A 12847-nucleotide genomic window follows, 5' to 3' on the forward strand; every position below is an offset into this window, starting at 1 on the left:
ACTCTTAAGTATAAGAGAAAGAAGTATTTAAATCGTTAAAAAAGAATTCCTTTCACAAGGATCGCCGTGACCGTCTTGTCGTTGCCTCCCATACTGACAAGCATGCCATATGGATGCTTTGGCTGGATCTGATGATCCGCATTTGAAGTCAGCTGAAGCGTCAAATCCACCATCTGTCTGACACCTGTTGCCCCGGTAGGATGGCCGAATCCTCCCAATCCTCCGGATAAATTCGTTGGGATGGCTCCTTCTTTTGAAGTGACGCCGTCCAGTACCAAATGCGACGCCTGGCCGGGCTGAGCAAATCCAAGAGCCTCCAACGCCAGCAAAGCTGTAATGGAAAAGCAATCGTGCAGCTCCAAAAGCCCTAGCTCATCTTTAGTTAAGCCTGCCCGTTCAAACGCTCTACGAGCGGCAATTGCTGTTGTTGACAGTACTGTCCAATCTTCCGGATCCCGAGTAATGTCATCCTCTACACCAGCCAAAGAGATAATTTCAACAGCATTTTCTTTTTTGATCCCGCATTTCGACAACCCCTCTTCAGAAAAAATCCCGATAGAAGAAGCTCCATCACTGACTTTGGAACAATCGGTTGGATTTAAATGCGGAACAAACCGTTTTGGATTAGGCGGCGTCAAACCAAGCGCAAAAAGATCTTCCACCTTATTGTCATACTCCTGTGCCTTGGGATTTTGACGGGCGTTTTTGATGCTCTGCTCGTACCATTTTGCCATTCCCCGACGCGTTTCCTCATAGCCGTACCTATCATAGTAAGCACCAGCTCTAGTTGCAAAGATCCCTGGAAAAAAATGCGCGTATCCCTTCTTGCGCTCTTTGGAGTAATAAGACGCCCCTGCCAGCACATCTGCTCCATACACCGCTTTCACAGAATTCTGCATTTCAAATCCCGCCACAAAAACAGCGTCAGCGGTGTCGGAGAGGATCGCATTCACCCCCATTGCAAGAGCACGCCCGCCCGAACCGCAAGCACCTTCAACTGCCGTGCACGGCTTTCCCCGCAATTCGGGAACCATGAATGGTAAAAATCCCGGCAGATTAGCTTGTCTGAGAAAACGCCCCGACATAAAACTGGCAATAAATCCTTCATCAAATAAAGGCTGCTCCATCTGATTGCACGTTCCCTGAGCCGTTTCTTGAAGATACTCTTCAAACGGACGCAACTTTTTAGGGTTGAATTCAGGACGTCCCGATCCCATAAATACAGTGGTATATGGCGCAGCAGCATAAACTTTTTTTCTCACTTATAGACCTCCTGAGGCAGGTGCTCATCATCAGGGCCATACAAATGATAAAACCCGTTCACGATCACAGTGTTGACATCATCAATCGAACGAGCAACGCCATCTGCGACTAACTTGCGCGCAATATCCCGCGACCTTAGCAAATGGGAAGAAGCGATCCGTGCTGCAAGGGTATCGAGCTCAAACAGGTTTCTGAGGTATCTTTTTAAAAGTTCTTCCCGGTTTTTCTCCTTTCCCATCACTTTCCAGGGAAGATGCCCTTTGGGCAGCTCGCCAATTAAATCATTGGGAAGATCTACGTACGCCTTTGCCTTCAAATCATAGATTTTTTCAATCGTGTGGCCGCGATACTGGAAAAAACCGTCTTTTTGCGATCCATCGGAATACTGGCCTCCTGTACAGCCGGCAGCAACCATTTGATCGATTAAACCACTATGAAACTCAATCTTAAGATAATGGGCCATGATCTGCATGACGCGGAAGAGAACATCAATGCCAACATAATCAAAGAGCTGGAAAATCCCCATGGGACGGATCAAAAGGTCGCGCGTCATCTGATCGATAAAACAAAGCGCCTCCACAAGCGTATAAGAAGACTCTAACTCAGAAACCTCTTTCAAAGCTTCATTGATCTCGCGTAGAAAATGACCATTTCCAATAAAACCTGCAACATCTTTGGAATACACAATAATTTTTCCCAGACGTTTTGCCAACTCATCGGCTAGCGCAGCGAACGATTCGCCATTTTCAGCCGCAGGAATGATCTCTAATAATTTCTGCACAGCCGGAGGATTATAAAAATGATAGCCGATCATGCGCCCCTTTAATCCGGAAGCCTCCGCTAATACCCCAATGGGCAAAGAAGAGGTATTGGTGAAAAAAAGCGCGCTTTCAGAAGCTGTTTTCTTAAGCTCGGAAAAGACGCGTGTTTTGACATCCATCTCTTCGACAATCGCCTCAAAGATAAGATGCGCGTTTTTTGCTTGAGCAATCTCCTCTTCAAAGCGTAAGCAGTCAATTGCCCCTTGAACAAACGCCTCAATCATCTCTTGATTGCTGACAAGCCGTTGGTCATTCTTATAGTACTCGCGCAAGTCGTTGATCTGCTTTTCGGCAAAACGGGTCATCTGCGCACGCAGATAGTTGCGCAACCCCGATAAACTCTTAACATTGGAATCAATGAGTGTCAACGTGTATGCGCCAGATCCCACCTGCCCTTCTTTAGAAGCTTCCAAACAGGCAATCTCGCGCAGCAGCAGCAAGGAAATGCCGCTCCCCATTTTCCCGCCAGCGCCAACGACAGCAACAGAAGTCAATTTTTCATTAAGCACTAGTACCCCTCATCGATTTTTCTAAAAATGCCTGCATCGCTTTTTCCCTTTCAGGAGTTTCAAAGCAAATGGCAAAATTTGACTTTTCCAAATCAAGCCCCTCATGAATCGAAAGGCCATCTTCCCGATTAATTGCATCTTTCGCTTGATAAATCGCTGTTTGGGAATGCCCGGCAATGCTGCCTGCGACCGCCAAACACTCGCTGATCAAAGACTCTTTGCTGCACACACAGTTGACCAGCCCAATTCGGTGCGCTTCATCAGCGCTGATCGCCTTGCCTGTTGCAATCATCTCTTTAGCTTGGCGAACCCCAACTGCACGAACGAGCCGCTGCGTCCCGCCAAATCCGGGGATAATTCCGAGCATCACCTCCGGCAGCCCCAACTTTGCCGAATCAGCAGCGTAGATAAAATCACAAGCCAATGCCATCTCCAGCCCTCCTCCTAGTGCAAATCCATTAATCGCAGCGATCGTGATAAAAGGGGCCTTCTCTAAAAGAAGAGAGACACGCTGTCCAAGAGAAATAAAGGAGAGGATCTGTTGCTTGTCAAACCCTTGCATTTCTTTGATATCTGCTCCAGCAATAAACGCTTTTTCACCGGCTCCAGTCACAATCATAGCAACCAACTCCAGCTTTTCGCTCTCCTCTTCCAAACAGTGTTCCAGCTCTTTTAAAAGCTCTAAATTCAATGCATTCAAAGCTTTAGGACGATTAATTTTCAAAAGTCCAACTCGATTCCGCTTTTCAAATTCCAAATATTTCATACACTACGTCATAGCACAACAAGATTAACCCTTGCAAGGAAACACTTGAATCGGAGATATCATATTAGTATGAAACTTAAACTTTGGGATGTCTTAGGCCAAGAATCTCCCTTGCAAATCGTCGGTGTGATCAATGCTTATGCTGCGATCATGGCAAAGGAGGTCGGTTTTCGAGCGCTCTATCTTTCAGGAGCAGGGGTTGCCAACATCTCTTATGGCATTCCCGATATTGGAAAAACAACACTGGAAAATGTTTTGGAAGATGCTTTGCGCATCACACAAGCAGTCGATCTGCCTCTGCTCGTCGATATTGACACCGGATGGGACAAGCCGGAAGAGACAATACGCGCAATGGAAGAGATTGGCGTGGCCGGCGTCCATATCGAAGATCAAGAGTTGAAAAAAAAATGCGGCCATCTCAATGACAAAAAGATCATCTCAACTAGCGAAATGTGCGAGAGAATTCGCGCATGCATAGAAGCGCGCAAAGACCCGCAGTTTGTTGTGATGGCTCGCACCGATGCCTATGCCAATGAAGGGATCGACAAAACGCTTGAAAGGCTGCACGCTTACAAACAGGCAGGAGCAGGAATGATTTTCCCGGAAGCAATGCCGAAGCTTTCTCTTTATCAAACCATTAAACAATCAATTAGGCTGCCGGTTCTGGCAAATTTAACAGAATTCGGAAAAACCCCTCTCTTCACATTGGAAGAAGTGAAGGAGGCCGGCATCGACATCGCTCTTTACCCATTATCGGCTAATCGAGCAATGAATCTAGCTGCTTTGAAAGTTTTCCAAGAAATTCGGCAAAAAGGAACACAAAAAAATCTTTTGGAGATCATGCAGACAAGAGATGAGCTGTATCATTTCCTAAAATATATGGGTTAAGGATCATTAAAAAATGGTAGAGACAAAAACAAAACAAAAGAGCGGCGGTTTAGCCGGTATCATCGCCGGAGACTCCAGCATCTGCCTATGCGGAGCAAAAGAAGAGAGCCTGCTTTATCGCGGTTATCCGATCGAGGAATTGGCACAAAATGGAGGATTTGAAGAGACTGCCTGGCTTCTTCTTAGAGGAAAGCTTCCCAATGATAAAGAGTTAACCGGATACAAGCAAAAACTTAGAGCACTTCGAGAGCTTCCGGATACACTAAAGAAAATTCTTGAACAACTCCCCAAGCAGTGCAACATGATGGATGTTATGCGTACAGGCTGCTCGGCTCTTGGCAACATTGAGCCGGAAACTGGAAAGAGCGATCTTTTTCAAGTCGCCGATCGGTTGATCGCATGCTTTGGATCAATGCTTCTTTACTGGTACCATTTCCATCAATCGGGAAAAAGGATCCCTCTTGAGACCGGTGAAGACACTCTTGCCGGGCATATTCTGCATTTAATTTTGCAAAAGGAGCCGTCGGATCTGCATCGCAAATGCATGGATTGTTCACTTATCCTCTACGCCGAGCATGAATTCAACGCTTCAACATTTACCGTGCGCACAATTGCCAGCACTCTTTCCGATTTTTATTCCTGCATCTGCGGCGGCATCGGCGCGCTACGCGGACCTTTGCACGGAGGAGCCAACGAACTTGCGCTTTCACTCATCCAGCAGTTCGATTCTCCAAAAGCTGCAGAACAAGGGATCAGGGAAGCTTTGAGTAAAAAAGAGCGGATCATGGGATTCGGACACCGGGTCTACACAACAAAAGATCCCCGCTCCCCAATCATCAAAGGATGGGCATACAAGCTTGGACAAGAGACAGAAATGGCACAATGGTTTCCTGTTGCTGAATGCATTGAAAAGATGATGTGGGCCGAGAAAAGGCTTTTTCCAAACCTAGACTTCTACAGCGCATTGGCCTATCATTTCATGGGAGTGCCGACACCGATGTTCACTCCTCTATTTGTCATGTCGCGTATTTCTGGATGGTCTGCGCATCTGCTTGAGCAACGCGCCAATAATAAACTGATTCGCCCGCTTAGCAATTATATAGGACCGGAGAAAAAAACATGGACCCCCTTGTTAAACCGTTAGCGGATGAGGTGATCGCCAAAATCGCCAATTATACGATAAACTACAATCCCGACAGCTCAGAAGCGTTTCGCACAGCTTCCCTCTGTTTGGCAGACTCCATCGGCTGCGCCATCCTTTCTCTTCGATTTCCTGCCTGCACTAAACTCCTAGGGCCTGTCATCCCGGAAACAGTCGTACCAAAAGGAGTGCCGATCCCCGGAACAGATTATGTCCTCGATCCGATCAGCGCTGCCTTCGATATTGGCACGATGATCCGCTGGCTGGACTACAACGACACCTGGCTAGCTCTGGAATGGGGACATCCCTCTGATAACTTGGGTGGAATTCTTGCCGTCGCCGACTACCTTGACCGCAATGGAGAACGTCTGACAGTCAGAGATGTCTTAGCGGCAATGATCCAAGCGCATGAGATTCAAGGCTGCCTCTCTCTAGAAAATAGCTTCAACCGAGTCGGTCTCGACCACGTTCTCTTAGTCAAAGTTGCCACAGCAGCATTAGCAACAAAACTGTTAGGCGGCGATGAAAAACAGATCCAAGATGCCCTATCACAAGCTTGGATCGACATCGGACCCCTACGAACATACCGCCACGCACCTAATACAGGGTCGAGAAAATCATGGGCAGCAGGAGACGCTGCGAGAAGAGGAGTTCAGCTAGCTTGGATCACTCTTCAAGGAGAAGAGGGGTACTCTACTCCCTTGACTGCTCCTTACTGGGGGTTAAATGACGTTCTGATGAAGGAAAATCCCATTCAACTCAAAGGCAATCTGGGAAGCTACGTCATGGAAAACGTTCTGTTTAAAATTGCGTTTCCGGCAGAATTTCATGCACAAACAGCCGTGGAAGCTGCGATACAGCTTTACCCTGATGTCAAAAAAAAATGGGATCAGATCGAAAAAATAGAGATCCACACACACGAGTCAGCAATCAGAATTATCGACAAGAAAGGACCGTTGCGGGGTCCGGCAGACCGCGACCATTGCCTGCAATACATCGTGGCAATCGGGCTGCTTTTTGGCGAACTGACAGCCGATCATTATGAAGACAAAATTGCACAGGATCCTAGAATTAACGCACTGCGGGAAAAAATGACCGTTATCGAAAAACCTCGCTATAGCAAAGAATACCTGGATCCCAGGCTCCGTTCAATCGCGAATGCACTCACAATCTACATGAAGGATGGCAAAAGCCTCGGCCCCGTTGAAGTCGAATATCCTCTAGGCCATCGAAAAAGGCGGGAAGAAGGAACGCCTCTTCTTTATAAAAAGTGCGAACAAAACCTGTCTACCTGTTTTAAAAAAGGAAAAGTGCAGGAACTCATGCAACTTTTTCATGATCAGGAATCTTTTGAAGGATTACGCATCAGCGAACTCATGAACAGGCTAGCTGGCCTCAACCGCTCTTTTCCGGGTTTTCATGACCAAACTTAGCGCACATCCAATCACACTTACCACTAAAAGCAGCCACAAGCTTCTGTAAAATCCCTCCTTAAGAGCAGAATAATGGGAAAAAGTTGTCGCAATAATCGCAAGTCCAAAAGTTCCGCCTAACTCTTGAATCGTGACAAAAGTGCCAGAAGCAATTCCCGATTGATGAGATGGGAAGCATGAAATTGCAGCAGTCGCCGTCGGCCCCCAAATCAAGCTATATCCAACGCCAAAAATCAAACAGGAAACAGCAATTTTCCATAAAGGTGTGTCGGTATTAAAAAAAATTTGTAAAAGAACAAAAAACGCCAGTAATAAAAAACCAGACAGACTCATCAGCCATGTCTTCTCGTATTTTTCAAACCTTGCAATCAAGGGAGATAAAAAAGCGACAGGCAAAGTGATCCAAAGCATCATCAAACCGCTGAACATAGGAGAGAGACCCAGCTCCCTCTGAAAAAAGATAGGGAGGAGAAAAAAGATAGACCAGACAAAAAAGATGAGGCAAAAGCTAGCCAGAGAAGCGCTGAGAAATACGCGATTTTTCCAGAGTTGATCACTGATAATCGGAGCGGAAAACGTCTTTTCATGCTTAATCAAGCGATAAATACTCAAGACACCTAGAGCCATCAATCCACTCAAAAACAGAGAGGAAAAGTGTCTGCGCTCTGTTGAAACCAAAACAAACGCGGCAACAGTCAATGCTAAGTAGAGCATCCCTTTGACATCAACTTTTGCCGGATCTTTTTCATTGCGAGATTCTCGAGAATAGAAAAAAGTCAGAAAGAAACTCACCAAAATAACAGGAGCATTGATCAAAAAAACCCAACGCCACCCGAACACCTGTGTAATGATCCCTCCCAAAACAGGTCCTGCAGCCATTGCAGCCCCAATACATCCGGCCCATATTCCAACTGCCTCTCCCCTTTTCTCTTGAGGGAACTCCATAACCAGCATCGCTTGCGACACTGGAAGAAGAATCGCATTTCCCAAACCGGCAAAAGACATACCGAGAATTAAGCAAAAAGCTGTATTTGACAAACCTGCTGCCGAAATCCCAATCAACGTGGAAGTCAAGCCTAAAAGAAATATTCTTTTTCGACCAAAAATGTCTGCGATCCGGCCGCAAGTCACAAGGCATGCGCAGTTGATCAATCCAAAAGCCGTCATCATCCACTGTAGAATACTAACAGGAAGATTCAGATGGCTTTGAATGGAAGGGATCGCAGTATTGACCATTGTAAAAACAAGGGCAATCACAACACAGCCGAAACAAATACCGAAAGCTGCTAATGACAAGCCTTCATGAGAAACTCGATTCATCTAAGCGTCGCATCTTTCAACTGATAGAGTTGGTTTCCTGACTGGATTCAGCTTCCTCTTCATTTTTTTCAGTAGGATTCTCCAACTTAGGCGGATCGCTCTCTTCAAGTTCAACAAAAGACTCTTCCTCTTCTATTTCCTCCTCATCAGTTTCGGATTCAGAGTCAGAGTCTGAATAAAAAACGTCCTTAAACAAGGCGTTGCCTTTGTAGCGTTCAATCGTTTCCGAAATAAGATTTGGCGGAGGAGGCAACAAACTTCCAATGATTTGCGAATTTGGAGTCAATGGCTCTCCCAAATCTTGAGGCGAATCGTCTTCCACTTGTTTCGGCTCGGGCAAATCGATTTTGCCATCATCTTGCGTTTCATCGGAAATCCTATCCCTGCCCTTTCTCCTGCGATAATGTCTGCGCTTTTCTCTTTTCTTCGGCTGCTCAGTTTTCTGATCGGAAGAGGTCTTTTCTTGTTCTACTTTAGGACTCTCTTTCACAGCCGTTTTTTTGGGCGTCTCTTTTCCGCCGCCAATTTTAATCGAGCGGTCCAAGCCTACATTTTTCAACACCATGCGCGTCTCGCGCACTTCTAATATTTCGTAATCTGAAGCAGGAACTAAAAAGGCTTTTGGCCTCTCCATGGAACGTAAAAAAAATGTATTTCCAAAGGAAACAACTTCCACTGCATCGACAAAAAATTCCTCTTGTCCCGCTCCTTTACTGCTTCGAATCACTAATTTGCAACCCTCTTTCGGGGTGATCACACTTTCAATAATGGGTTCTCGTGTAAAATCCACATTTCACCTTTCTCTGTTATTAGGGCGTGTCCCTAGCTTTTTTATACGTTACCCTGCCAACGCATGCTCTTTAGATGCTAAAAACGCCAGCAGGTCGACAACGCGCGTGGCATATCCCATTTCGTTGTCATACCAAGCAACAACCTTATAAAAAGTATCGTTCAAGGCGATACCGGCCCCTTTATCAAAAATAGAAGAATAGCTGGAGCCGATAAAATCGGATGAGACCACTGGCTCATCGCAATATTGCAATATTCCCTTCATTTCACCTTCCGCAGCTTGTTTCATCGCTGAACAGATTTCTCCATAACTTGTTGATCTCGACAACTTCACTGTTAAATCGACAACGGAAACATCTGCAGTAGGGATTCGGAAAGCCATACCTGTCAATTTGCCCTGCACTTCAGGGATGCATAATCCAACAGCTTTGGCAGCTCCAGTAGAAGCTGGAATAATGTTTTGAGTAGCGCTTCGTCCTCCTCTTAAATCTTTTTTGGAAGGACCGTCGACAGTCGGCTGGGTTGCCGTCACAGCATGCACTGTCGTCATCAACCCCTCCTCAATACCAAAATGATCAAGCAATACTTTGGTGATGGGAGCAAGGCAGTTCGTTGTGCATGAAGCATTGGAAACGATCCTGTCAGTTTCTGGATTGTATGTGCGATGGTTGACTCCCATCACAAATGTTGGAACCTCTCCCTTTGCCGGCGCCGAAATGACGACCCGTTTGGCTCCTGCCTTCAAATGCTTATTCGCCTGTTCAGGAGAAGTAAATAAACCGGTCGACTCAACCACATAATCAACGTCGAGTTCTTTCCAAGGGAGCTGTTCCGGATCTTTCTCGTTTAGGATTATTGTTTTCATCCCTTCCACGAGAAAACTATTTCCTTCTATTTTAAGCTCTTTGTCGAAACGCCCATGAGTGGAATCATACTTCAATAAATACGCAAGATTTTCACATGGTACCAAATCATTGATCGCAACGATATTGATATCATCTCTCGATGTTGCTATACGGTAAACTAATTTTCCAATCCGTCCGAACCCGTTGATCGCTACATTAATGGACATCTGATTCCTCCTGAAAATTTATCTCTTTTGATTGCCTGGGTGTGTCTTCATCTCATTGACGACATGCCCTAATAAAATAACCGACCAAAAGCAGCTTGTAAAGGAGAAAATTTGATGAAAAGACGCTCACGTTTACCGCTTCAGATATCTATCTCTAGGGCGTGCGTCCCCAATGCTGAACGCAACGCTCAGAATGGGAATTTGAACCGAAAACTTTCCTTACAGAGTACTAGCTTGCATTTCCCACACATTTCCAGTGAAGCTGAACAATTTATCCAGTCATCCCTGCTTGAAATCGCGTGTGAAATGCAAACCAAAAACAGATTAACTTTCAAGAAACTCGATAATGCATTTTTGGGCATTATCGCCTACGCGTCGATCACTTTTTAAAACACGCGTATAGCCGCCTTGACGACTAGTAAAACGGGGTCCCAATTCGCTAAAGAGCTTCTCAATGACCAACCTATCATCATTGTATGATGAAGTATCACCGTTTTTTGCAGCGCGAGCCTGCTTTGGAGTCAAGCTGTTAAAACGGATCATCATCTGAGAGATCGCTCTGCGGCGGCTTGCCAAAGAGTTTTTCTTTGCCAGTGTGATCATTCGATCAGCATATCGCCGTAAACATTTAGCCTTAGGAACTGTAGTTTCAATTCTTTCATTAACAATCAATGACTTAAGCATATTAGCCATTAAACAGCGTCTGTGCGAAGACGTACGATTAAGCTTGCGTCGATCTTTTAAGTGTCTCATTCTTTATTACCCTTCTATTACTCTTCAAATGTTGTAAACTCTTTCTTAGGGTGCAAAGCTTGATACTCTTTGATTTTTTCCCTGACATTTTCGGCAGTGATGCCGTATCTCGAAAGATCCATTCCCAAGCCCAGCCCCATCTCCTGCAACTTTGCTTTAATTTCCGTTAGAGACTTCTTACCGAAGTTGCGAAACTCCAGCATACGTCTTTCAGGAATAGAAACAAGCTCAGCAATCGTTTCAATATTTGCACCGCTCAAGCAGTTTGTCGAGCGTACTGACAGCTCAATCTCATCAATTCGAAGCGCCAATTTGTCCATGATCTCGTCATCATCAGAATCGGAATCTTCCTTAATTTCATCAAAAGAAACCATCTGAGTTTGAACTTTTTTAAAGATTTCAAAATGCTTCAACCCAATTTGAGATGCGAATCCAAAAGCTTCTGTCGGTGTGACACGGCCATCAGTTGTCACTTCAAGCACAAGTCGATCAAAGTCGGTGTCCTGACCCACACGAGTATTTTCAACGTGGTAATTAACAAGCTTCACAGGAGTAAAAGCTGCATCTATGAGAATCTCATCAGTTGATTTATCATTGACAACATGCCTTTCAGAAGGAACATACCCTCTTCCAAAAGAAACGCGGAGATCAACCTGTTTTTGCATCGGAACAGTGACTGTAAAAATGTGATGGTTCGGATTCACGACCTCAAAAATACCACCTTCTACAATATCGCCTAAGCGGACTTCATACTGCCCTTTCCCATTATCGATATCTTCTTGAGTAATCTCGAGAACTTTCGTTAGAAGTCTTTGATTTCTTGCGTTTGGGGTGTCTTCCATTGGAAGCTTGCGCAGCTTCGCACCCTTGATGTTGAGAATGATATTAGTCATATCTTCAACAATGCCGTCGATAGCCATATACTCGTGTGCAACACCTTCAATGCGCACCCCAATAATCGCAGGAGCTTCAAGAGAAGTCAGCATGAGTCTGCGCAGGGAATTCCCTAAGGTATGTCCAAATCCTCTCTCAAATGGTTCTGCGATGAAACGAGCAAAAGTGCCTGTTGCTGTTTCTTCATCAACAACAATTTCATCTGGCATCTCAAATCTGCCGTACTTAACACTCATTTAGTTTCTCCTAAAAGTGACTGTGTTGATCCCAAAAGTTGGGGAACAATGGGGAGGGTTCCTAAAGATACCTATTTCATTCGTTTAGGAACACACCCTAAATTTACCTTAAATTATACTCTTCGTCTTTTGCGTGGACGGCATCCGTTATGAGGAACAGGCGTGCGGTCTTTAATTGTTGTGACTTGCAAGCCGGCACTGATAATTCCTCTCACAGCAGATTCTCTACCGGCACCAGGGCCGCGCAAATTCACTTCCACTTCTTTCATTCCATAACTCGCTGCAGTCTTTGCAGCATTTTGAGCAGCGACTGTCGCGGCAAATGCAGAAGACTTTCGAGAACCGGAAAAGCCAACTTTTCCAGCAGAAGCCCATGAAATCACCTTGCCGGAAGGATCCGTGATTGAAATGATCGTATTATTGAACGTCGCCTTGACATGCACGACACCGACAGCCACATTCTTAATGACTTTTTTCTTTGTCTTTACGGCGCCTTTTTTAACTGTTTGCTTAGCCAATGTTAAATTCTCCTATTATTACTTCTTCTTGCCGGCAACTGTTTTCTTTTTACCTTTACGGGTCCTTGCATTGGACTGAGTACGTTGTCCGCGTACCGGCAAGCCACTTCTGTGACGGATTCCGCGATAACAGTTAATGCTGATCAAACGCTTGATATTGTTTTGCACCTGACGCCTCAGGTCCCCTTCAACAATATAATCGTTTTGCAATAAGGTATTGATCTTAGCGATATCGTCCTCTGTAAGTCCACGAGCCCGCATATTTGGATCCAATTGCAATTTTTCTATGATCTCTTTTGCTTTAAAAGGACCAATTCCATATATATAAGTTAAGCTGATAATCAACCTTTTGTTATCAGGAATGTCTGTTCCGATCACACGAGGCATGTATTTCTCCTAGTCGTTCAATAAAATATCTAAAATTTTAACAAAGATTCCACTTAT

The 12847-nt window shown here is 45.1% G+C and carries 13 protein-coding genes; 3 read left to right on the forward strand and 10 right to left on the reverse strand.

All coding sequences use genetic code 11. The features are described from left to right. Positions 1–35: 35 nt before the first annotated feature. From WCW_RS07090 to WCW_RS07100, 3 genes are read right to left on the reverse strand one after another with little or no spacing between them, the layout of a single operon-like run. Complete coding sequence (locus tag WCW_RS07090) at positions 36–1262, reverse strand: thiolase C-terminal domain-containing protein (RefSeq protein ID WP_013182528.1); 1227 nt, start codon at positions 1260–1262, stop codon at positions 36–38. Continuing rightward, a complete protein-coding gene (locus WCW_RS07095; protein WP_013182529.1) occupies positions 1259–2593 on the reverse strand; it encodes a 3-hydroxyacyl-CoA dehydrogenase family protein in 1335 nt (444 codons plus the stop codon). The genes WCW_RS07090 and WCW_RS07095 overlap by 4 nt, the downstream gene beginning before the upstream one ends. Beyond that, on the reverse strand, positions 2586–3359 hold the full coding sequence (locus WCW_RS07100; protein ID WP_013182530.1) for an enoyl-CoA hydratase/isomerase family protein: 774 nt from the start codon (positions 3357–3359) through the stop codon (positions 2586–2588). The genes WCW_RS07095 and WCW_RS07100 overlap by 8 nt, the downstream gene beginning before the upstream one ends. Positions 3360–3428: 69 nt before the next feature. On the opposite strand from WCW_RS07100, the gene prpB reads away from it, so the two are divergent. Genes prpB through WCW_RS07115 form a run of 3 tightly spaced genes read left to right on the forward strand, consistent with a single transcriptional unit; the run spans position 3429 to position 6821 of the window. After that, the gene (gene prpB / locus WCW_RS07105) at positions 3429–4247 is read left to right on the forward strand and encodes a methylisocitrate lyase (RefSeq protein ID WP_013182531.1); all 819 of its coding nucleotides are present in this window, start codon (positions 3429–3431) and stop codon (positions 4245–4247) included. Between the two features lie 13 nt (positions 4248–4260). Then, positions 4261–5391: a citrate/2-methylcitrate synthase gene (locus WCW_RS07110; RefSeq protein WP_013182532.1), complete on the forward strand. Its 1131-nt coding sequence runs from the start codon at positions 4261–4263 to the stop codon at positions 5389–5391. Beyond that, positions 5367–6821, forward strand: coding sequence for a bifunctional 2-methylcitrate dehydratase/aconitate hydratase (locus tag WCW_RS07115; RefSeq protein ID WP_013182533.1), 1455 nt, complete (start codon positions 5367–5369; stop codon positions 6819–6821). Before WCW_RS07110 ends, WCW_RS07115 begins: the two co-directional genes overlap by 25 nt. On the opposite strand, the gene WCW_RS07120 is transcribed toward WCW_RS07115, so the two are convergent. The 7 genes from WCW_RS07120 to rpsM form a co-directional block, all read right to left on the reverse strand. Continuing rightward, positions 6774–8141: an MFS transporter gene (locus WCW_RS07120; protein ID WP_013182534.1), complete on the reverse strand. Its 1368-nt coding sequence runs from the start codon at positions 8139–8141 to the stop codon at positions 6774–6776. The genes WCW_RS07115 and WCW_RS07120 overlap by 48 nt on opposite strands. 16 nt (positions 8142–8157) lie before the next feature. Continuing rightward, positions 8158–8931: a hypothetical protein gene (locus tag WCW_RS07125; protein ID WP_013182535.1), complete on the reverse strand. Its 774-nt coding sequence runs from the start codon at positions 8929–8931 to the stop codon at positions 8158–8160. A 48-nt stretch (positions 8932–8979) separates the two neighbouring features. Further along, on the reverse strand, positions 8980–10002 hold the full coding sequence (gap, locus tag WCW_RS07130) for a type I glyceraldehyde-3-phosphate dehydrogenase (protein WP_013182536.1): 1023 nt from the start codon (positions 10000–10002) through the stop codon (positions 8980–8982). Between the two features lie 324 nt (positions 10003–10326). After that, positions 10327–10755: a 50S ribosomal protein L17 gene (gene rplQ, locus WCW_RS07135; RefSeq protein ID WP_013182537.1), complete on the reverse strand. Its 429-nt coding sequence runs from the start codon at positions 10753–10755 to the stop codon at positions 10327–10329. Between the two features lie 17 nt (positions 10756–10772). Beyond that, positions 10773–11885, reverse strand: coding sequence for a DNA-directed RNA polymerase subunit alpha (locus WCW_RS07140; RefSeq protein ID WP_013182538.1), 1113 nt, complete (start codon positions 11883–11885; stop codon positions 10773–10775). Between the two features lie 113 nt (positions 11886–11998). Further along, on the reverse strand, positions 11999–12403 hold the full coding sequence (rpsK, locus tag WCW_RS07145; RefSeq protein ID WP_013182539.1) for a 30S ribosomal protein S11: 405 nt from the start codon (positions 12401–12403) through the stop codon (positions 11999–12001). Between the two features lie 18 nt (positions 12404–12421). Then, on the reverse strand, positions 12422–12790 hold the full coding sequence (gene rpsM / locus WCW_RS07150; RefSeq protein ID WP_013182540.1) for a 30S ribosomal protein S13: 369 nt from the start codon (positions 12788–12790) through the stop codon (positions 12422–12424). Positions 12791–12847 lie beyond the last annotated feature (57 nt).

The organism is Waddlia chondrophila WSU 86-1044, assembly GCF_000092785.1.
GTDB lineage: Bacteria > Chlamydiota > Chlamydiia > Chlamydiales > Waddliaceae > Waddlia > Waddlia chondrophila.